The sequence below is a fragment of the Candidatus Krumholzibacteriia bacterium genome (genome assembly GCA_029865265.1).
Taxonomy (GTDB): Bacteria; Krumholzibacteriota; Krumholzibacteriia; order WVZY01; family JAKEHA01; genus JAKEHA01.
Map to the genome: position 1 here is coordinate 24,981 of JAOUHG010000026.1, position 19,450 is coordinate 44,430.

Annotated in this window: 22 protein-coding genes; 4 read left to right on the plus strand and 18 right to left on the minus strand. The window is 67.0% G+C overall.

Features of this window, described 5'->3' with window-relative positions; all coding sequences use genetic code 11:
* Positions 1-10 precede the first annotated feature (10 nt).
* Positions 11-1,261, plus strand: a complete 1,251-nt coding sequence (locus tag OEX18_11340) for an ATP-grasp domain-containing protein (GenBank protein MDH4337854.1) — start codon at positions 11-13, stop codon at positions 1,259-1,261.
* Here the strand turns inward: OEX18_11340 and OEX18_11345 are convergent.
* Genes OEX18_11345 through OEX18_11355 form a run of 3 tightly spaced genes read right to left on the minus strand, consistent with a single transcriptional unit; the run spans position 1,247 to position 3,263 of the window.
* Positions 1,247-1,669 (minus strand): hypothetical protein, encoded by a 423-nt coding sequence (locus OEX18_11345; GenBank protein ID MDH4337855.1) that lies wholly within the window; start codon positions 1,667-1,669, stop codon positions 1,247-1,249. The genes OEX18_11340 and OEX18_11345 overlap by 15 nt on opposite strands.
* Complete coding sequence (mtgA, locus tag OEX18_11350; protein ID MDH4337856.1) at positions 1,666-2,391, minus strand: monofunctional biosynthetic peptidoglycan transglycosylase; 726 nt, start codon at positions 2,389-2,391, stop codon at positions 1,666-1,668. The genes OEX18_11345 and mtgA overlap by 4 nt, the downstream gene beginning before the upstream one ends.
* A gap of 20 nt (positions 2,392-2,411) precedes the next feature.
* On the minus strand, positions 2,412-3,263 hold the full coding sequence (locus tag OEX18_11355) for an FkbM family methyltransferase (protein ID MDH4337857.1): 852 nt from the start codon (positions 3,261-3,263) through the stop codon (positions 2,412-2,414).
* Positions 3,264-3,504: 241 nt separating this feature from the next.
* Here OEX18_11355 and typA point away from each other — a divergent pair, with 241 nt between their 5' ends.
* The gene (gene typA, locus OEX18_11360; protein MDH4337858.1) at positions 3,505-5,340 is read left to right on the plus strand and encodes a translational GTPase TypA; all 1,836 of its coding nucleotides are present in this window, start codon (positions 3,505-3,507) and stop codon (positions 5,338-5,340) included.
* An 11-nt stretch (positions 5,341-5,351) separates the two neighbouring features.
* Here the strand turns inward: typA and OEX18_11365 are convergent, their stop codons facing one another.
* The 6 genes from OEX18_11365 to OEX18_11390 are packed head-to-tail and all read right to left on the minus strand — an operon-like array spanning position 5,352 to position 10,245.
* Positions 5,352-6,005 carry a hypothetical protein gene (locus OEX18_11365; protein ID MDH4337859.1) on the minus strand — a complete coding sequence of 218 codons (654 nt, stop codon included), beginning with the start codon at positions 6,003-6,005 and terminating at the stop codon, positions 5,352-5,354.
* Positions 6,006-6,023: 18 nt separating this feature from the next.
* A complete protein-coding gene (locus OEX18_11370; GenBank protein ID MDH4337860.1) occupies positions 6,024-6,341 on the minus strand; it encodes a multidrug efflux SMR transporter in 318 nt (105 codons plus the stop codon).
* Between the two features lie 40 nt (positions 6,342-6,381).
* A complete protein-coding gene (locus tag OEX18_11375; GenBank protein ID MDH4337861.1) occupies positions 6,382-6,819 on the minus strand; it encodes a hypothetical protein in 438 nt (145 codons plus the stop codon).
* Positions 6,820-6,857: 38 nt separating this feature from the next.
* Positions 6,858-7,313 (minus strand): phosphatidylethanolamine N-methyltransferase family protein, encoded by a 456-nt coding sequence (locus tag OEX18_11380; GenBank protein MDH4337862.1) that lies wholly within the window; start codon positions 7,311-7,313, stop codon positions 6,858-6,860.
* A gap of 7 nt (positions 7,314-7,320) precedes the next feature.
* Positions 7,321-8,130, minus strand: a complete 810-nt coding sequence (locus tag OEX18_11385; protein MDH4337863.1) for a histidinol-phosphatase — start codon at positions 8,128-8,130, stop codon at positions 7,321-7,323.
* A gap of 9 nt (positions 8,131-8,139) precedes the next feature.
* The gene (locus OEX18_11390; protein MDH4337864.1) at positions 8,140-10,245 is read right to left on the minus strand and encodes a S9 family peptidase; all 2,106 of its coding nucleotides are present in this window, start codon (positions 10,243-10,245) and stop codon (positions 8,140-8,142) included.
* Between the two features lie 200 nt (positions 10,246-10,445).
* Here OEX18_11390 and OEX18_11395 point away from each other — a divergent pair, with 200 nt between their 5' ends.
* Positions 10,446-11,474 (plus strand): hypothetical protein, encoded by a 1,029-nt coding sequence (locus OEX18_11395; protein MDH4337865.1) that lies wholly within the window; start codon positions 10,446-10,448, stop codon positions 11,472-11,474.
* A gap of 97 nt (positions 11,475-11,571) precedes the next feature.
* Here OEX18_11395 and OEX18_11400 read toward each other — a convergent pair whose 3' ends face one another.
* The 4 genes from OEX18_11400 to OEX18_11415 all read right to left on the minus strand — a co-directional run bounded on the left by OEX18_11400 (position 11,572) and on the right by OEX18_11415 (position 13,903).
* The gene (locus tag OEX18_11400; GenBank protein ID MDH4337866.1) at positions 11,572-12,459 is read right to left on the minus strand and encodes a VOC family protein; all 888 of its coding nucleotides are present in this window, start codon (positions 12,457-12,459) and stop codon (positions 11,572-11,574) included.
* A 133-nt stretch (positions 12,460-12,592) separates the two neighbouring features.
* Positions 12,593-12,787, minus strand: a complete 195-nt coding sequence (locus OEX18_11405; GenBank protein ID MDH4337867.1) for a PspC domain-containing protein — start codon at positions 12,785-12,787, stop codon at positions 12,593-12,595.
* Between the two features lie 14 nt (positions 12,788-12,801).
* Positions 12,802-13,371: a DUF4126 domain-containing protein gene (locus OEX18_11410; protein MDH4337868.1), complete on the minus strand. Its 570-nt coding sequence runs from the start codon at positions 13,369-13,371 to the stop codon at positions 12,802-12,804.
* Positions 13,372-13,375: 4 nt separating this feature from the next.
* Complete coding sequence (locus tag OEX18_11415) at positions 13,376-13,903, minus strand: GNAT family N-acetyltransferase (GenBank protein ID MDH4337869.1); 528 nt, start codon at positions 13,901-13,903, stop codon at positions 13,376-13,378.
* 178 nt (positions 13,904-14,081) lie between these two features.
* Between OEX18_11415 and OEX18_11420 the strand changes: the two genes are divergently transcribed.
* Positions 14,082-14,537 (plus strand): hypothetical protein, encoded by a 456-nt coding sequence (locus OEX18_11420; GenBank protein ID MDH4337870.1) that lies wholly within the window; start codon positions 14,082-14,084, stop codon positions 14,535-14,537.
* Here the strand turns inward: OEX18_11420 and OEX18_11425 are convergent.
* The 5 genes from OEX18_11425 to OEX18_11445 form a co-directional block, all read right to left on the minus strand.
* Entirely contained in the window at positions 14,534-15,370 is an 837-nt protein-coding gene (locus OEX18_11425) for a methyltransferase domain-containing protein (GenBank protein ID MDH4337871.1), read from the minus strand. The genes OEX18_11420 and OEX18_11425 overlap by 4 nt on opposite strands.
* Positions 15,371-15,460: 90 nt before the next feature.
* Positions 15,461-16,849 (minus strand): DEAD/DEAH box helicase, encoded by a 1,389-nt coding sequence (locus tag OEX18_11430; protein MDH4337872.1) that lies wholly within the window; start codon positions 16,847-16,849, stop codon positions 15,461-15,463.
* Between the two features lie 102 nt (positions 16,850-16,951).
* On the minus strand, positions 16,952-17,323 hold the full coding sequence (locus OEX18_11435) for a YccF domain-containing protein (protein MDH4337873.1): 372 nt from the start codon (positions 17,321-17,323) through the stop codon (positions 16,952-16,954).
* On the minus strand, positions 17,320-17,580 hold the full coding sequence (locus OEX18_11440) for a GIY-YIG nuclease family protein (GenBank protein MDH4337874.1): 261 nt from the start codon (positions 17,578-17,580) through the stop codon (positions 17,320-17,322). The genes OEX18_11435 and OEX18_11440 overlap by 4 nt, the downstream gene beginning before the upstream one ends.
* Before the next feature lie 9 nt (positions 17,581-17,589).
* Positions 17,590-19,450 (minus strand): amidohydrolase family protein (locus tag OEX18_11445; GenBank protein MDH4337875.1); only part of this gene is annotated, 1,861 nt, incomplete at its 5' end.

The window sequence follows — 19,450 nt, forward strand, 5'->3', positions numbered from 1 at the left end:
ACGACGCGCAATGAAACCCCGTCTGCTGCTGCTGGTCCCGACCTCGACCTACCGCGCCGAGGCCTTCGTGCGCGCGGCAAAGCGCCTTCCCGTCGAACTCAGCATCGCGTCGGAAACGCCCAGTTCGCTTGAGCACCTCGACCCGGTGAGCCTCCCGGTGCTCGACTTTGCCAATCCGTCCCGGGCCGCCTATCACGCGCGCGCGTTTGCCGCCGCGCACCCGGTGGACGCGGTGGTGGCGGTGGACGACCGCGCCACCCTGGCGGCGGCGGTGATCGCCGAGGCCCTGGGGCTCCCGCACAACACGCCCGACGCGGTCCGTGCCGCGCTCAACAAGCACCTGGGACGCCTGCGCATGCGCGCGGCCGGGTTGCCGGTGCCGGACTTCCGCCTGGTTCCGGTCGCGTCACCGGAGGACGCGCTGCCGGGACTCACCTTTCCGTCGGTGCTGAAGCCGCTGGCCATGGCGGCGAGCCGGGGCGTGGTTCGGGTGGACCACCCGGCCGCGTTGCTGGACACGTGCCGCCGCCTGGCACCCATGGTGGCGGCAGAGTCGCCCGCGTACGACGCGGTGGCGCGCGAGAACCTGCTGGTGGAATCGTTTGTGCCGGGATGGGAGGTTGCGGTGGAAGCCCTCGTCACCGACGGTGTGGTTCACGTGATGGCGATCTTCGACAAGCCCGATCCCCTGGAGGGGCCGTTCTTTCCGGAGACGATGTACGTGACGCCGTCGCGTCACCCGCAAGCGGTCCAGGCAGGTATCGTGGAGATGACGCAACGCGCGGTGGCCGCCATCGGAATCACCCACGGGCCCGTACACGTCGAACTGCGCGGCCACGGCGACACGGTGGTTCCCATCGAAGTGCACGCGCGTTCCATCGGCGGGCTGTGCTCGCGTGTGCTGCGCTTCGACGACGGGCGCACGCTGGAGGACGTGATCCTGCAGCACGCAATCGGCATCCTCGGCACGCCGCCGCCCCCGCCCGGCCACGCCGCTGGCGTGTGGATGATGCAGTCGCCGCGGCGGGGCGTCTTCGTCGACATGCGCGGGACCGCCGCCGCGTCCGAGATCCCCGGCATCGAAGAGATCGTCGTGAGCGTACGGCCCGGCCAGCGCCTCGAGCCCCTCCCCGAAGGCTTCCTCTACATGGGTTTCATTTTTGCGCGCGCGGCAGATCCACACGCGGTGGAATCCGCCCTGCGCGCGGCCCACGCCCGCCTCGATCCCCTCGTCGACGACGCCGAATCAGTGGCGGTCTGAGCGCGCCGCGGCCACCGCGTCCCGCTCGAACACGTTCTCCCGGTAGTAGTGGCGTCCGCGTGACGCCGCGGCGAGCGACGCGATTGCATACGCCGGAATGAAGAACAGCCCCCAGCGTTCGCATTGGCGCACGTGGGCGCGCTCGTGCGCGCGCGTTCGCTCCAGGCAGCCCGGATCCCGCCCCAGCACCACGTGACCCAGCGTCATGGCCGCGGCGCCGCCGCGCAGGGGCACCATGTACTTGAGAATGAGTGTGGCCGCGCCGCCGTGCGCTTCGATCACGCCCGCCACCCCCCGCGCGCGCCCGCCGCTGAGCAGGGCGAGGGTGGTGAGCAGCAGGCCGGCGAGCGTCACCGGCAGCGCCCACAGATAGGCGCCGGCGCGTCCCGCTACGTGCCAGGCCCTCATCGCCCGCGTCCCCGGGTATCCAGCACCGCCAGGTGGCCGCTGCCGAGGTGCGCCATCTGGCGCTCGATCCACCAGGAGCGGCGCTGCACGTACGTGGTGGGACGATCGACATGGAAGCGGCGCGGGCTGGGAAGCACCGCGGCCAGCAGCGCCGACTCGTGCCGGGTCAGCCGCGACGGCTTCTTGTCGAAGTAGCGGCGCGACGCCGCCCCCACCCCGTACACACCGTCACCGAACTCGGCCACGTTGAGATACACCTCGAGAATGCGCTGCTTGGGCCAGGCCAGTTCGATGAGAACCGTGAACCACGCCTCCAATCCCTTGCGCGCGAAGTTCCGGCCCGGCCACAGGAACAGGTTCTTGGCCACCTGCTGGGTGATGGTGCTGGCCCCGCGCATGCCGCCGCGACGCCGCTTCTGCTCCATGGCCTTGCGAATGGATTCGTAGTCGAAACCGGCGTGCGCGAGGAAGTTCTGATCCTCGGCGGCGATGGCGGCGAGCCCCATGCTCGGCGCAATCGCGTTCCAGTCCGTCCACTGGTAGACAATGGGAACGCGGCGCGACGGAAACATCACACCGGCCGCGCGCCGCTCCAGCATGAACGCGCTGGTCGGCGGGTCGACCCAGCGCAGCATGACGACCGGCAGCAGCGTGGCCGCCACGAACACCACGGCGGCGACGGCGACAAGCCGCACAACACGTCTCGCATTCACGCGCGGGATCCAGCGCCGGCGGCCGCTGCTCACGGCGTGTCGTCCACGAGGTCGGCCGCGCGCTCCGACGGCAGCGCCAGCATGTCGAAACCGGCCCGGCGCGACACATCCGCGGCCGCCACCGCCTCCCCCACCGGGTCCGCTCCGCCGAGAAATCGGCGCATCACGTAGCCGGCGCCGGCCAGCACGTCGTAGAGTTCCCCTCGCTCTGCGGCGTCGAGCTTCTTGTGAACCTCACACACCACCACCGGGCGGAATTCCGCCAGCAGCCCGCGCATGGAACGCAGCACGTCCTTGTCGTAGCCCTCGGCGTCGGTCTTGATGAAGGACAGCCTCGGCAGGCGCTCCGCGAAGTGCGCGCGCAGGTAGCGCTCCATGTCGCGCCCTTCGACTTCCAGCGGGTAGCGATGCCCGTGGCGCTGGTTGTGCAGCCGCGAGAGGTTGCCGCCGTTGCCGAACGACGCGTCCCAGTAGTGGAACACATAGCGGCCGTCGGACTCGGTGGCCGCAAAATTGAGCGGGGCGATGCGGGTGCGGCCCGGGTTGAGGGCCGCGTTCGCCTCCAGCACCTTGAAGACGTACGGGTTGGGCTCGCACGCGATCACCAGGCCGCCGGCGCCGCAGGCGAGCGCCATGGGCAGCGCGGTGTCGCCGGTGTGGGCCCCCACATCGATGGCGGTGTCCCCCTCGCGGATGAAGCGCCTGAGCCCGTCCACGTCGGCGGGCGCGAACGACTTGGGTCGCTCGAAGGGGTGGAGCCACTGGGCGTATTCCACGGTCCCGTAGCGGCCCAGGTCGAACCCCCGGACCTCGAACCCGTACTCGCGAAACGTCCGCCGGTCGCGGTGCCGCTTCAGGCGCCTTGCGACGTATCCCAGCATTCCGCCGATCACCCTCCTGTCCGTCCTGCAACGGCCGGCGCAACCCCGTACCCGGGCCCGCGTTTTGCCTCGTTTCCGGCGTTGCCACCGGTCCACCTTTGGCCTATATTACGGTGCTCCCCGCCCGGGGTGCAATCAGGGCCGTCGGTCGGCCCTTCTTTTTAGTACAATACTCCACAACCCGCGCTCGCCAACGCCGGCGAACGGCACGCGCCCCCAGGGGCGGATCGGAACCAGGACCATGGTCAACCAGAAGCGTCGCAAGGACGTCCGCAACATCGCCATCATCGCCCACGTCGATCACGGCAAGACGACGCTGGTCGACGCGCTCCTCAGGCAGAGCGGCGCGCACCTTTTCAAGGAGGGCGAGGTCACCATCCTGGACTCCAATCCGCTCGAGAAGGAGCGCGGCATCACCATCTTCTCGAAGAACGCGTCCTTCAAGTACAAGGACCTCACCATCAACATCGTCGACACCCCGGGGCACGCCGATTTCGGCAGCGAGGTGGAGCGCATCCTGCGCATGGTGGACGGCGTGCTCCTGCTGGTGGATGCCTTCGAAGGCCCCATGCCGCAGACCAAGTTCGTGCTCAAGAAGTCGCTGGAGCTGCACCTCAAGCCCATCGTGGTCATCAACAAGCTCGACCGGCCCCACGCGCGCCCGGACGAGGTCGCGAGCCTCACCTTCGACCTGTTCTGCGAACTGAACGCCACCGACGAGCAGCTCGACTTCCCCATCGTGTACGCGTCGGGGCGCCAGGGATACGCCACCCTCGACCTGGACGAGCCGTCCAGCGACATGAAGCCGCTGCTCGAGACCATCGTGCACCGCGTGCTGCCGCCGGTGGCCGACTTCGACCAGCCCTTCCAGATGCTGGTCACCATGCTCGACTACGATTCGTACGTGGGGCGTATCGCCAACGGGCGCATCGCCCACGGCATGATCAAGATGGGCGCGCCCATCGCGCTCATCAAGCGCGACGGCACCATCGTACGCTCCAAGGTGACGCGCATCCTGCGCTACCAGGGCCTGCACCGCATCGAGGTCAAGGAGGCACTGGCGGGTGACATCGTCTCCATCGCGGGCATCGACGACGTCCACGTGGGCGAGACGCTCGCCTCGCCGGAGCGCCCCGAGGCGCTGCCTCTCATCAAGATCGACGAGCCCACCATCTCCATGTTCTTCTCGCACAACACCAGCCCGCTGTCGGGCCAGGACGGCGGGCGTTTCCTCACCTCGCGCCACATCCGCGAGCGCCTGGCGCACGAGGCCATGATCAACGTGGGTATCAAGGTGGAGGACGCCGACGGCGGCGAGCGCTTCCGGGTGGCGGGCCGCGGCGAGCTTCACCTCGCCATTCTCATCGAGACCATGCGCCGCGAAGGCTACGAAATGGAGGTCTCGCGCCCGCGCGTGATCCTCAAGGAGACCGACGCGGGGCTGCTGGAACCGGTGGAGGAGGTCGTGGTGGAGGTGGACCCCGGCTACGAGGGGTCCGTCATCGACGCACTCGGGCGCCGCAAGGCGGAGATGCGCTCGATGATCAACAGCGCGGTGGGCACCATCCGCATGGAGTTCATCGTGGCCACGCGCGCGCTCATCGGTTTCCGCAACGAGTTCCTCACCATGACGCGCGGCACCGGCGTCATGTACCAGAACTTCCGCGAGTACCAGGAGTACAAGGGTGAGATGCCGCACCGCAACAACGGCGTGCAGATCGCGCTGCATCCGGGCAAAGCGGTCGCGTTTGCGCTGTGGAGCCTGGAGGAGCGCGGTGAGATCTTCATCCACCCCGGCGACACCGTCTACGAGGGAATGATCATCGGCGCCAACAACAAGGGTTCCGACCTGGTGGTCAACGCCATCAAGGAGAAGAAGCTCTCCAACATGCGCTCATCGGGTGCAGACGACGCCATCCAGCTCACCCCGCCGCGCGAGATGACGCTGGAGTTCGCGCTGGAGTTCATTGCCGACGACGAGCTGGTGGAGATCACACCCAAGTCCATCCGCCTGCGCAAGAAGATCCTCAACGAGCAGGTGCGCAAGGTCGCGTCCAAACGGCCGGCCACGGTGTGAGCCGGCGGCCGTCAGAAGTAGACGCTCAGACCGAATCGCACCGCCGAGGTCAGACTGGTCGACCAGCCCTCGCGGTTGGATTGACGTGAGACGAGGGACCCGTTGACGTTTGACTCCATGCTCTCCGTCTCCGAGAAGTAGTCGAAGCCCGCAAAGTACTCGGCATGCAGACTGATGACGCGGGTCGCAAACCACTCTGCACCCAGCATGGCATCGGCGCCCACACTCCACCGCTTGCTGGTTATCTCCGATGACAGGCTGTCCCCCCGGCTTGTGTTGTAGGAGGAGTGGGAGTAGTTGAACGCCGGTCCAATACCCCAGTAAAGCACGGCGTCGGCATGCGGATTGATGTAGCGCTGGTAGGCGAGGATCAGTCCCGTACTCCAGCTGTTGGCGCCATCCACCTGGTCAATATCGCTGTGGTCCCGCTCGCTATCCCCGGCGCTGGCACTGATCCCCGCTCTGAAGGCGGACTTCTGGCTGAAGTGCCGCTTCAGCGACACGCCTCCAGAGTAGGAATTCACCGAGATGAACTGCCCCTCGATGCCAAACTGCAGCGCCCAGGCGCCGTCCTCGAGTGAGTTGGCGCGCTGGGCGGCGGCACCGCTGACAGCCAGCGCGACCACGGCCAGCGCGACCACGATGGCCTGAAGCACGCGTTTCATCAGAATCCCCTTTCGTTTTCAGGAGGCCAGTTTCAACCCGAGGATGCCGGCGAGGATGAGTCCCACGAAGAGGAAGCGCGCCAGTTGCGCGGGTTCGCCAAACACCAGGATTCCCAGCACGAACGTCCCCACCGCCCCGATGCCCGTCCACACCGCGTACGCCGTCCCGATGGGCAGCACCCGCTGCGCCAGGAACAGAAACCAGCCGCTCAGGAGGATGCACACCACCGCCAGCACGATGGCCCACACCCGGTGCGCGGGATTGGCGGCGAGCTTGAGTCCCATGGGCCATCCCCACTCCATGACTCCGGCAATCACGAGATACACCCAGGCCATGCGGCACTCCTTGCAGGAAACCTGCGGGTAGTCGGGACGGTCAATCGGGCTTGCGCAGGCGCGCGCCCAGCATGACGCCGATTCCGCCGATGATCGGGTTGAGAATGGTCACGACCGGCGGTTGCTGCGCCTTCATCATGGCCTCGGTGTTGCCGACCTCGCCCGTGCGCACCTCGTCCGACGGGGGTGCGTTCAGGGTGGGGAGCGCCAGCACCACGCCGGCCACGACCACCACGATGGCCAGGATGAACGGCGCGCGCCGCGAACGGCCGAATGCAACCGCCACCCAACCCCCCGCCATCGCCGCGACCGCGCTCAGCACGGTGCTCACCACCAGCCAGACGCCGGATACGTTGTAGGAACCGGCCTGAAACGCGCGCTCTGCACCCATCGCAAAGTATGCAACCGTGAATGTGGCCATGACGGCCACCGCCATCACGGCGTAACCCAGAACAACGCCGCCGATGATCCTGCCCATGACGACCTCCTTGTCACCCTGCGCCTATCATACACCCGCTAGAGCCAGCGGCGAACCCGGGAACGGTAGGACCGGTACGCGTCGCCGAAGTGGTCGGTGAGGAACTCCTCCTCCGACAGGATGAAGCGCTTCTCGATGATCGCCGCAAACAGGAACGGCACCACGAGCGGCAACGCCTCGCCCCCGCGCAGGCCCACACCCAGCAGCATGAGCGTCATACCCAGGTAGATCGGATTGCGGCTGACGCGGAACATCCCGCCGGTCATCAGGGTTCCAGGTCCCTTGAACGGCTTGAGCGGCGTTCCGGTGCGGTGAAACGCGGTCACGGTGGTTACAAACAGAACCAGTCCCGCCCCCATGGACGCCCAGCCCAGAACGCGGGCGAACGCCGGCAGCCGCACCACGTCCGGAACGAGACGCTCCACGAGCACGATGAGACAGAGGGCAATGGCAAAGTACACCGGGGGAACCAGACGGGTCGGCCGTGGTCGCATGGCCCCCCTACGCCCGGCCCGCCCGCACACCCTCTTCGGACAGCGCGGCGATGACGGCGTCGTGCAGGAGGCCGTTACTCGAGAGCAACGCCCCGCCATGAAGGGTGTCCTCACCCCGGAAGGAGGTGGAGCGCCCGCCCGCCTCCTCCACGATGATCTTCACCGCGGCGATGTCCCAGGGTTGCATCTTGGGATCGATGGCGATCTCGCCCGCTCCCTCCGCCACCAGCATGTGCTGGTAGAAATCGCCGAAACCGCGCGTGCGCAACACGCGCCGGAAGATCGGTTGCAGGCGTTCCGGCGGCGCCGCCTCGGCGCGGCCACTCAGATCCGCGTGAAAGAGGTGTGCGCGGGACAGGTCCTTGATCGCAGAGACGTGCAGACGCTTCCCGTCACGAAACGCGCCCACGCCCCGGGCTGCCCGCCAGCGCGCGCCCAGTGCCGGCGCCGAAACCACGCCCGCGACCACCGTGCCGTCCTGTTCCACGGCGAGCAGCGACGCAAACACCGGAATGCCGCGCACGAAGTTGCGCGTGCCGTCGATGGGATCGATGATCAGGCGCGCACCGCTGGTCGAGGGGGTGTCTTCCTGCTCCTCGCCCAGCACGCCGAGCCCCGGCCAGCCGGACGCGACCACGTCGCGCGCCATGGCCTCGATGGCGCGGTCGGCCTCACTCACCGGCGAACCGTCGGACTTGTCGTCCACCTGCAGGCGCGGCTCACCGAACCAGCGCAACGCAATCGCGTCCGCGCGGTCGGCCAGATCGTCCAGCAACCCGGCCCAGCGGGCGATATCGGTGTCAGGTACCTTGGACATCGGTCCTCCTCAGTTGGGTATGCCCAGTTGGCTGAGTATGAATGCATACTCGTAGGCGGTGTCGTGCAGGCGATCGTAGCGCCCCGACGCTCCACCGTGGCCGCCGGGCTCCAGCTTGGTGCGAAACAGCAGCAGATTCCCGCCCGTCTTGCTGGCGCGCAGCTTCGCCACCCACTTGGCCGGTTCCCAGTACATCACCTGGCTGTCGTTGAACGAGGTGCGCACCATCATGACCGGATATGGGTGACGACCCACGTTGTCGTAGGGCGAGTAGCTCTTCATGTAGTCGTAAGCGGCCTTCTCATTGGGGTTGCCCCATTCCAGGTACTCCCCGGTGGTCAGCGGGAGCGTGGGATCCAGCATGGTGTTCATCACGTCCACGAAGGGCACGGCGGTAAGAACCACCTTGAAGAGTTCCGGCCGCATGTTGACCACCGCACCCACCAGCAGCCCGCCCGCGCTGCGGCCTGTTATCGCCAGTTGCTCAGGCGACGTGTACCCCTTCTCGATCAGGTACTCGGCACACGCGATGAAATCCGTGAACGTGTTGTGCTTGCTCATCAGCCGGCCTTCCTCGTGCCAGCGCTTCCCCATTTCGCCACCGCCGCGTACATGTGCGATCGCGAAGATGACGCCGCGGTCCAGCAGGCTCAGCCGGTCCGAGGAAAACCAGATGTCCAGCGAATAGCCGTACGACCCGTACCCCAGCAGCAACAGGGGGCGGTTGCGGGGCTTCCTGTCGCTCCGGTACACCAGGGACACCGGAACAAGGGTGCCGTCGGGGGCGCGCGCGTGGACCCGCTCCGACCGGTACTTGTCGCGGTCGTAACCGAGCACCGGCTTCTCCTTGAGCAGCTCGAAGCTGCGTGCCTTCATGTCGTAGTCATACACCGACGCCGGCGTAACGAAGGACTCGTACACCAGACGCAGCTTCTCGGTCTTGAACACCCGGTTGTCACCGAGTTCCACGTAGTAGACCGGCTCTGGAAACGCCACATCGTAGGAACGCCCCGACCGGATGTCCGCCACCCGGATCCTAGGCAGGCCGTCCGCGCGCTCGGTGATCACGTAGTAGCGGTCGAAGCAGTCCACGTCTTCGATCATCACGTCCTCGCGCTCCCCCCACACCTGCTCCCATCCGGCCTCGTCCGGCGATGACACCCGTGCCGTGACCAGGCGGAAGTTCGGTCCGCTGTCGTTGGTGCGGATGAAGAATCGCTCGCCGGAATGGTCCACGTAATACTCGTGCCCCTCGCGGCGGCCGGCGAGGGACATCGGAGCCGCGTCGGGCGCCGACGCCGCCATGTACCAGACCTCGCTGGTGGTCGAGCTGGCCGCGACCAGAAAAACATACGCGCCGCTGCGCGAGCGCTGCAGGTAGAGGTCGTAGAGTTCGTCGGTCTCCTCATAGACGAGTTCCGGCGGCGCGGACCCGGCCACGTAACGGTAGAGCTTGTGCCAGCGCTTGGTCTGGGGATCCTCCTGGATGAAGAACAGCGTCTGGTTGTCCGCCGCCCATACCACCGCGGATACACGCTGGGCGATGTCGGCAATCAGTTCGCCGGTGCGGAGGTCCTTGATGTGCAGCACGTACTGGCGAAAGCCGGTGGTGTCGGTGGTGTACGCGAGCAGGGCGCCGTCGTCGGTGGCTTCGCGGTCGCCAATGCGGAAGAACGCCAGCCCCTCCGCCATCGTGTTGACGTCCAGCAGGACCTCTTCCGGCGAATTCGCGCGGCTGCCCCTGCGGCAGTGGATGGGGTACTGCTTCCCCTCCTCGGTGCGGGAGTAGTACAGGAAATCTCCGAAACGGTAGGGCACGTCGACGTCCGTCTCCTGTAGCCGCGCGAGCATCTCGTCGTACAGCTCCGCCTGCAGTGCCGCGGTAGGCGCCATCTTCTCCGCCGCATAGCCATTCTCCGCCTCGAGGTACGCGCGCACCTCGGGACTCTCCTTCTCGCGCAACCAATAGTAGTTGTCGCGAAGAGTATCGCCATGGGTGACGGTTTCGTGCGGCCGGCGCGCCGCAACCGGCGGCTCCGCGGCAGTCGCCACAATGGAGGGGAGTAGAACCAGGAGGAGAAGAACGCCTGCGGCGGGAATCCTGTGCGTGGTCATGGATGCTCCGGGGGTGACAGGTGTATCGGCCGTTCAGACCCCGGGATGCTACACCCCGCGCGCCGCGTGTTCAAAAGGAAAGGTTGTGGCCACGAGAATGTCCCTGGCACGGGGAATGCCAGTGCCGGGACATGGGACCGGGATCGGCGGGATGGGCTCCTCCCCATTGCCCCAACCCCAACTGCACATACTTCAACACCTTGACGGATGACTGGCCCTTCAAGCGCAAGGGCTACTACCTGCGTCAGACCTCCCCCCAGCGTATCCAGCGGTTTACATGTCTCTGCTGCAAGCGTCACTTCAGTACCCAGACCTTCTCGACGTCCTACTGGCAGAAGCGCCCTGATCTCATCGCCCGTATCGTCATGATGGTAGTCGGCTGCATGGGCAACCGCCAGATGGCCCGCGCACTGGGTGTCAGCCCCACCAGCATCGCCCATCACATTGCCCGCCTGGGGCGGCACTGTCTGCTCCTGCAAGCGGACGAGCTCGCGCGGATCGAGCACCTTGACGAGATCGCGATCGACGGGTTCGAGAGTTTCGAGTGGAGCCAGTACTTTCCGTTTCACCATAACGTGGCGGTGGACGTTGCCTCAGGCTACTTCCTCTACCACACGGACAGTCCGTTACGCCGCAAGGGGCGCATGACGGCGCACCAGCGGGCGCACCGTGCGGTTCTCGAGGCCGAGCTGGGGCGGGCGCATCCCCGGGCTGTGGAGACGGGTGTTCGGGAGTTGCTGGCAGGCGTCGTGCGCGGGGGACACGCGGTAACGATCCGCAGCGACGATCACCGGGCCTATCCTCGCGCCATTGCCGCCGTTGTCCGGAAGATCGATCACCAGGTCACTTCATCAAGGCAGCGCAGGGACGAACGCAATCCGCTCTGGGAGATCAACGTGCTCGACCTCTTGATCCGGCACAGCACGGCGGCGCACAAGCGGGAGACGATTGCGTGGGCGAAGCGGCGGCAGGCGTCGATCGAGAAGCTCTCGATCTTCCAGGTGTGGCGCAACTACGTGAAGCGGCGGCGTGAGAAGGGAGGCCGGGTGACCTCGGCGATGCTTGTGGGGCTGGCGAGCCGGCCGTGGCGGCTTCGGGATCTGCTGAGAGAGCGGTTGTTCTTTGAGAAGGTGGCGTTGTCGGAGCGCTGGCAACAGTACTATCGACGACACGTTGAGACCCGGGCGCTGCGGGTCAACCGGGCCCACGAACTGACCTACGCCTTCTAACGACGGCTCCGGGCAGTCGGGCATGATCGTGCCCCGTCTAGGGACAATCTCCCAGCCACAACCAAAAGGAAACCGCGGGCGGTGGTGCGCAGCGCGCTCAGGCGATGACGAGTTCCACGAAGTTTCCGTCCGGATCCGCGGTGCGGATGCGGCCGGAGTCCTGCGAGCGGGCAGGCGCGGCGGCCGCGGCCAGACGGGCCGCGAGCAGGTCCAGTGACGCGGCGTCGGGCAGTAGGATACTGTAGGAGATCAATCCCAGCGCGTCGGCCGGCGGGCGCGGGCCCCCGCTGCTCGACCACACGTTGGCGCCCACGTGGTGATGGTAACCACCGGCCGCCAGGAAGAGCGCGCCCTCGATGGAGCGCTGGGTGACGCTCATGCCCAGAACCGCGTGATAGAACGCCTCCGTCCGGGCAAGATCCGATACCCGCAGGTGGACGTGGCCGATGCGCGCGGCGCTATCGATTCCACCCCAATCGCCCGGCCAGTCCGAGAGCTCGGCCAGCACCGAATCGAGATCCAGCGGAACCGTGATCATCTCCACCTGGCCGTTGCGAAACGGCCACAACTCCGCGGGCCGATCGGCGTAGACCTCGAGACCATTCCCGTCCGGGTCGGCCAGGTAGACCGCCTCGCTGACGTCGTGGTCCGCGAATCCGTCGATGCGCCACTTCACATCGCCGAGGTGGCGGATCACCATGGCGAGAGAACGCCGCGACGGCACCCGGATGGCCACGTGGTAGAGACCGGTGCTGTGCGGCTCCCGCGGCGGAGCGTCCTTCTTTTCGGTGAGCACGATCAACCCCGGCCCGCGCCCATTGGCAGACAGCGTCGCGGTGCTCGGCCCCCCGCTCACCATGCGCAGGCCCAGCACGTCCAGGTAGAACGCCAGCGATCGGTCCAGATCACTCACGCGAAGGTGCACGTACCCGACGCTCGCGCTTGTCGCCAGCCGGAATTCGGAAGGGTCGTTGGCAATATCCATAACTAACTATAACACAATATATTACAACGTTTGTCTGAGATTGCGCTGGAGTCCAGCACCGGGCGCACGGCCCGGCCCGGAAGCACCCGAAGCAACACCGCAACGTCCGTGCCAGAGACGGCCGGCACAGCGCCTACGCGTCGGCGTCGGGCATCGCGATCCAGAGGATCACGTAGACCAGCGCGCCGGGAAACGCCGCGCTCAAAACGGAGAGAACCACGTACGCGAGACGCGTTCGGTTGGCGGGCCAGCCGAGCCACTCGGCGAGGCCGCCGCACACCCCGGCGATGACGCGGTCGTTCGATTTGCGGAGGGTTCCCTGGGGCATGACGGCTCCTTTCATCACCGATCCAGACGCGCGCGTGCCATGCGCCGCGCCGCCGAGAACAGAAACACCAGCAAACCGGTGATCAGGATGAAACCGATCACCGGCACCAGCACCGCGAGCACCGACGCGGTGACGGACCCTGCCGTTTCGCCGGTGGAAACGGCCGGATTCGCAACGCCACCGGTGACGACGCTGGACTTGAGGCGGGTGAGCACGGTGGCGCTCTGCACCGTTCCCGCCATCCCCGCGCCGGCGATGATCGCCACCCCCCAGCGCACGACGGGGGGTAGATCCGTGACCACCGCGGCGGTCACCGCGACCCCGGCCAGAATCGCGGCCGGCGTGGCGAGGGTGTCGAGCGCATTGTCCAGCCAGGGGACGTAGTACGCGCCCACCTCGAGCACGGTCGCGCTGGCGAAGGCCACCAGTGCCGGCGTGGACGCGATCCACTCGAAACCCGACGATAGCGGTACGTGTCCGAACCGGGCGGCAATGCTGAGCACGAGGAAGGGAACGAAAACACGGAATCCGCACGCCGCCGCGAGGCCCGCCCCGATCATGATGCTGACGATGGTGTCCGGCACGCGATCAGCGCCTCGGGCGCGACTTCTTCCCTGGCGCCGCCGCGATCGGTTTGCGGTACTGAACCACGCGCCAGGTCTCCTCGAAGCCCAGCTCGCTCCAGAACTTCTGGGCGTCCTCGTTGTCGATTTCGGTGTCGGTGGCCATGTCGCGGCAGCCCCTGGAGGCGAACCACGCCGCGGCCGCGTCGGTGAGGGCCCCGCCCAGTCCGAGACCACGGTACTCCGGCACCAGGTAGACGCCCTCGATGTAGCCGACCGGGCCGCCCAGGCACCCATCCACGAGATTGCGCAGGGACACCTCCAGGAAGCCCACGATGTCGCGGTTGGGCGCGCGCACGAAGAGGCACTTGCGGTCCCGCGACGCGAGAATCAGCTTGATCTCACGGTCGTGGAAGGAATCGTCGAGCCCCGCATACATATCGGCACGCATGGCCTTCCACACCACGCGATCTTTCGCGGTGGCCGGCTGCAGCTTGAACGCCGGAGACGCTTTCTTCTTGCCGCCGGCGGCACTGGCTTTCTTCTTCTTCACGGTATCCCCCGCTGGTATGTCATCTGAACGTCGCTCCACCCGTTACCCGGGTGTGCCGTGGACTATTCGAACAGACGGTAGCCAATCACGCACCGTGCCGTCCAGCGCTTCCGGCCCAGGCGGGGTGTCACCCGGCGCGTCCTGTGGTACAATTCCACCCCGAATGGGAGATCGTCTCGTGAAGCTCGCCCGAATCATCGCCACGGCGGCCATCGCCACCCTCCTCCCCCAGGCGTCGCCCGCCGGCGAGGCCAGCGCCGACAGCGCGGCCGCGCAACCGATCTCCATCCCCGCCCCCTCGTTCGACGGACTGACGCGCCCCGGCTATCCGTTGCGCGACGGCATGGACCCCACGTCGAGCGGGCACCTCAATCTATCCCTCAGCATGTCGGCGATGGCGTGGTACGAACCGCCCACCCGCTTCGATGCGGTCCTCCACGGTGCCGGCACCGCCGCCACGCTGGGAATGTTCCTCGGTGCCGTCGGCAACACGCTGGGATGGTTCGACGAGGAGACGACGTGGTGGATGACGGGCTCGCTGGCGGCGGTCGGCGCCGCGTACGCAGGCGTGAAATACGAACCGCAGCCGAAGGTGAGGCTGCAGTGGTCGGTGGGCGAAGACGACGGGCGTTAGGCCGCGTGCGGGTCGCCGGTTTCGCGGCGGCCGATGATCTCCAGCATCGACGGCGTCCAGAAGAACGCGTTCTCGTCGCGCGACCGCACGTCCCACTCCTTCATGAAGGCCTCGTGCACGCCGGGTGTCAACAGCCCGCGTGCCACCAGCGCCGGCACCCAGTTGGAAAAGAAAGACGTCGGCCACTGCCACAGTGGCTCGTCGGGGCGAGCGATACGCTGCAACGGGCGGATGGACTCCACGCGCAGGCCGTTTCTCTCGAACATCGCCGGCAGACGCCGGCCGATTTCCGAGTCGCCCCCCGACTCACGCCACGCGCGGTCGGTTGCGCGCATGACCTCATGGAAGGCCTCGCCCGGCGGCGACAGAAACAGCGCCTGCCAGTGGGTGTAGTCCTGCACCAGGAAGCGCCCCCCCGGCTTGAGCGCGCGCGCCACACCCGCAACCACGTCGTCCGGCCGCGGTGTGAAGCACAGCAACCAGCGCGCATAGGCAAAATCCACGCTTCGCTCGGGAACCTGCAACCCCTGCACGTCCTGCACACTCGCCTCGACGTTGATCACGCCCCGCACCTCGGCCTGCGCGGTGAGATAGCGAATGAAGCGGTCGGACTCGTCCACCGCAACCACCCGGCCGGCGTGGGTGACGAGCTGGGCGAGGTCGAACGTCGCGTGACCGGGACCGCAGCCCACATCAAGCACGCGCGCACCCGGGCCTATGCCCGCGCGTTCCCACAGATCGAACGCCTCACGGCTCCACAGACGGTGCTGAAGACCCAGGCGCACGAGTTCCGCGTCGTTGGTGCCAAGAACGTATTCGTTGGATTGGGTCATGCAATTACTCTATGCGTGGGGACACGCGACCGCCACCGCGGATCAAACTCGGTGGAGCGGTTGTCTTCCTGGCTCACGCGCGCGTCCCGGCTACCAGCTGCGGCCCCTGCGTTTCGAGCGGCCGCTGCGCGCGGGCGGCCTGGAGCCACCGGAACGCGACGGGCCCGACGCCGGGGCGGAGGGCCGCGACGGCGTCTTGCGCTTGCGCGATCCGGAGCCCGACCCCGAGCCGGATCCGGAGCCCCCACGTCCCGAGCCGGAACCGGTGCCGCGCGATGGCCGCCGTGAACTCGGGCGCGCGCTCCGCTCGGCGCGACGCTCGCTGTTGGACAGCTCGAGTTTGCGCTCCGGCCGGGCGGTGTAGTCGAAGTCCGGTACGATGACGCGCGGCAGTCTCTTGCCCAGCTCCCGTTCGATGCGCCGCAGGTCCGCCTCCTCCTGCGGGGACACGAAGGTGAACGCGTCGCCCGTCATCTCGGCCCGGGCGGTGCGGCCCACGCGGTGGATGTAGTCCTCGGCCATCTTGGGTACGTCGAAGTTGATCACGTGCCCGAGTTCCTCCACGTCGATACCGCGCGCCGCGATGTCGGTGGCAACCAGCACCTGGTGCCGGCCGCTCTTGAAACCGGCCAGCGCCTGCGTGCGCTGGTTCTGCGAGCGGTTGCCGTGTATGCGTTCGGCGGACACGCCCTTCTTGATCAGGAAGTCGGCCACGCGATCCGCGCGGTGTTTGGTGCGGGTAAAGACCAGCGCGTCTTCGAGGTCGCCGCGCTGCAGCAGCGCGAGCAACAGGTGCGCCTTGAGCTCCTGCGCCACCGGGTACACCGCCTGGGTGATCCCCACGGCGGGTGCGCTCTGCCGCGCCAGGTTGATCTCCACCGGATTCTTGAGCATGCGCTGCGCGAGGTTGCCGATGGGCGCCGGCATGGTCGCGCTGAAGAACAGCGTCTGCCGGGGCTTGGGCACGTGGCGCAACACGCGCTGGATGTCGGGCAAAAACCCCATGTCGAGCATGCGGTCCGCCTCATCCAGGACGATCAGTTCCAGCCCGCGCAGCTTCGCGTACGGGTAGTCGAAGTGATCCAGCAGCCGCCCCGGGGTGGCGATGATGACGTCCGCGCCGCTGCGGAACGCGTGTTCCTGGGGGCCCATGCCCACGCCGCCGTAGACCGTCGCCCCGGTGATGGGGGTATGCACCGCGAGGTCGTTCAAGTCCTCGAGGATCTGCGCGGCGAGTTCGCGCGTGGGGGTGAGAATGAGCGCGCGCGTGGTGCCGCGCGGCTTCTCGATGAGATCGTTCAGGATCGGCAGCAGGAAGGCCACCGTCTTGCCGCTGCCCGTCATCGCGCACGCCAGCACATCGCGCCCTTCGAGCGCGGGCGGAATGGCGTCCGCCTGGATGGGGGTGGGGCGCTGGAAACCGAGTTCCTTTACGCCACGGAGGAGATTCGCATGCAACTTGAAACCGGAAAAGGGCACGGTGCCCGCCTTTCACGTGTGGTAATGGAGAAGAGTCTGTTGAGGTCGGGACCATAGTAGCACATCCGCGGGGCAGGCCCACGCGACGCCCCCGCTCAGGAACTAGCGAATGGTGTGCCCGAAGGGGGTCAGGGCCAGGGCGGCCAGCTTGCCGTGCTGCTTCGCGAAAGGGATGCCCACGATGGTGATGGCGCACAGGAGCCCGAACAGCAGGTGCGTCAGGACCACCTCCACTCCGCCGCACAGAAACCACAGCACGTTCATGATGACGGTCAGGCACCCGGAGGCGGCGGGCCCGTCCTCCACGCGTCGCCCAAACGGCAAGAGCGCCAGCATCCCGAGCTTGAAGCACTGGATGCCAAACGGGATGCCGATGATGGTCAGGCACAGGAGCACGCCACCGATGATGTACTCGATGAAGAGCAGCAGCCCTCCGCCGAGGAAGATCCAGAGGATGTTGCCGAACACGCTCATCGTCGCTTCTCCCTGCCGACCAGCGCGCGCTTGTCCGCCGCGCGCAGTCGTTTGATCTCGTTCTCGCGCCGCAGTGCCGCGCCGCGATCCTCAACCTGCTCCACGTACACCAGGCGTACCGGAAGCCGGGCGCGGGTGTAGCGGGCACCGCGCCCCGCGTTATGGTCGGCCACCCGCTTGTCGGTGTCGTTGGTCACACCGGTGTAGAGCGTGCGGTCAGAACAGCGCAGAATGTAGACGAACCACGGCCCCGGCATCGCATCACGCTAGCGCGCGAAGCACCCGCACTCGACGTGCATGTAGCCGTGCGCGTCGCCCTGCCACACGAACGCGTCGCTGGCCCCCGGCATCTCCCAGTAGAACGGCAGACGCTCTCTGGCATGATTGCCGATCTCGTTCATGGTGTGGGCGTCGTAGATGCGGCCGTTGATCATGGTGTAGCGCACGGTCTCGCTGTTGTGGATGTCATCCAGCGGGTTCTTGTCCAGCACGATGAGGTCCGCCAGCTTGCCCGTCTCCAGCGAGCCGAGGTCGTGGTCCATGCCGATGTACCACGCGCCGCGCGAGGTGGCGCAGTGCAGCGCCTCCATGTTGCTCATGCCGCCCTGGGTGAACATCCACAGCTCCCAGTGCGCGCCCAGGCCCTGCAGCTGCCCGTGCGCACCCAGTTGCACGCTGGCACCCGCGTCGATCAGGTCCTTGCAGTTTCGGGCCAGCGCCACGTGGTTGAACTCGTCGTCGGGCACCATGGTGCGCCGGCGCGAACGTTCGTCCACCACCGGCCGCGGCGTGAAGGTGAGCAGGCGCTCGTTCTCCCACACGTTGCTCTTCTGGTACCAGTAGTTCTCGCCCCACAGCCCGCCGTACCCCACGACCAGCGTCGGCGTCGAACCGGTCTTGCTCGCGCCCCACAGCGTGGTCACATCCTTGTAGATGGGTGCCACCGGAATGGTGTGCTCGATGCCGGTGTGTCCGTCGAGGATCATGGTCATGTTGTGGAAGAAGAACGACCCGCCCTCCGGCACCACCATCATCTCCAGTTCGCGCGCGGCCTTGATGACCTGCTGGCGCTGATTGCGGCGCGGCTGGTTGTAGCTCTTCACCGAGAAGGCGCCCACCGCCTTCATGCGCCGCAGGTGCGAACGTGCGTCGTCGAGCGAATTGACGACCGCCTTGAAGTCACCGTCGGCGCCGTACAGGATGGTCCCGGTGGAGAAGACGCGCGGGCCCACCAGTTCGCCCATGCGCACCATCTCGGCGTTGGTAAACACCGTCTCGGTCGGGTTGGAGGGGTCGTGGGTGGTGGTGACGCCGAAGGCGAGGTTGGCCAGGTACAGCCAGCTCTGCGCGGGGGTGATGTCGGAGTGCCACATGTGCGCGTGCACGTCTATGAGGCCGGGCATGATGGTCTTGCCGGAGCAGTCGATGACCTTCGCGCCCTTCGGCACCTCCACCGACGCACCCACAGCCGTGATGCGGTTCCTGTCCACCACGATGGTTCCCTTCTCGATCACCTCGTCGCCCTTCATGGTGATGATGCGCGCGTTGGTCAGCGCAACCACCCCGGTGGGCACGTCGGCGTCGAGCACCAGGCCGACCCCGATACCGGTGGTGTCGGGCGGCGCAATGGAATCCGGCGCCCCGGGCACGAACTCGAAGCTCTCGGCGATGGCGCGGGTGAAGTACTGCGGCCCGATGGTCCAGTGCAGCTTGCTGCTGTCGGACGACCAGTGCAGGAAACTCCCCGCGTCGCGGGTGACCCGCTTGATGGGGATCGCCTTCTCCTTGCCGGAGAGGTCCACCTCCTTGCCGGTCTTCGGGAAGGGGATGATGTAGGCCTGGAAGAGTTCGGTGAACGCCAGCCACTCCTCGTCCGGACTTGGCACGTACTGGTTGGCGTACTTGGACGAGAACAGGGTGCGCTCGTCACCACCGTCCAGGCGCACGCTCTTGTACGCGCTCTTGTTGTCCTCGATGCCTTCCATGAAGTACACGCGCTTGCCGTCACGGCTGAAGCGGGGGCTCTCGCCGCTCTCGCGGATCAGGGTGGCCTCGCCGCCCTCGGCGGGCATCCAGTACAACCCCGGGTCGGTGCCGTGGGTGAAGCCGAGGATTGCGTTGCCGCGC

What these genes read in the sequence shown, in the direction of transcription:
- OEX18_11340 (MDH4337854.1), top strand. Translation starts at nt 11, where the DNA reads ATGAAACCCCGTCTGCTGCTGCTGGTCCCGACCTCGACCTACCGCGCC.
- OEX18_11345 (MDH4337855.1), bottom strand. Translation starts at nt 1,669, where the DNA reads ATGAGGGCCTGGCACGTAGCGGGACGCGCCGGCGCCTATCTGTGGGCG.
- OEX18_11355 (MDH4337857.1), bottom strand. Translation starts at nt 3,263, where the DNA reads ATGCTGGGATACGTCGCAAGGCGCCTGAAGCGGCACCGCGACCGGCGG.
- typA (MDH4337858.1), top strand. Translation starts at nt 3,505, where the DNA reads ATGGTCAACCAGAAGCGTCGCAAGGACGTCCGCAACATCGCCATCATC.
- OEX18_11365 (MDH4337859.1), bottom strand. Translation starts at nt 6,005, where the DNA reads ATGAAACGCGTGCTTCAGGCCATCGTGGTCGCGCTGGCCGTGGTCGCG.
- OEX18_11370 (MDH4337860.1), bottom strand. Translation starts at nt 6,341, where the DNA reads ATGGCCTGGGTGTATCTCGTGATTGCCGGAGTCATGGAGTGGGGATGG.
- OEX18_11375 (MDH4337861.1), bottom strand. Translation starts at nt 6,819, where the DNA reads ATGGGCAGGATCATCGGCGGCGTTGTTCTGGGTTACGCCGTGATGGCG.
- OEX18_11380 (MDH4337862.1), bottom strand. Translation starts at nt 7,313, where the DNA reads ATGCGACCACGGCCGACCCGTCTGGTTCCCCCGGTGTACTTTGCCATT.
- OEX18_11385 (MDH4337863.1), bottom strand. Translation starts at nt 8,130, where the DNA reads ATGTCCAAGGTACCTGACACCGATATCGCCCGCTGGGCCGGGTTGCTG.
- OEX18_11390 (MDH4337864.1), bottom strand. Translation starts at nt 10,245, where the DNA reads ATGACCACGCACAGGATTCCCGCCGCAGGCGTTCTTCTCCTCCTGGTT.
- OEX18_11400 (MDH4337866.1), bottom strand. Translation starts at nt 12,459, where the DNA reads ATGGATATTGCCAACGACCCTTCCGAATTCCGGCTGGCGACAAGCGCG.
- OEX18_11405 (MDH4337867.1), bottom strand. Translation starts at nt 12,787, where the DNA reads ATGCCCCAGGGAACCCTCCGCAAATCGAACGACCGCGTCATCGCCGGG.
- OEX18_11425 (MDH4337871.1), bottom strand. Translation starts at nt 15,370, where the DNA reads ATGACCCAATCCAACGAATACGTTCTTGGCACCAACGACGCGGAACTC.
- OEX18_11435 (MDH4337873.1), bottom strand. Translation starts at nt 17,323, where the DNA reads ATGAGCGTGTTCGGCAACATCCTCTGGATCTTCCTCGGCGGAGGGCTG.
- OEX18_11440 (MDH4337874.1), bottom strand. Translation starts at nt 17,580, where the DNA reads ATGCCGGGGCCGTGGTTCGTCTACATTCTGCGCTGTTCTGACCGCACG.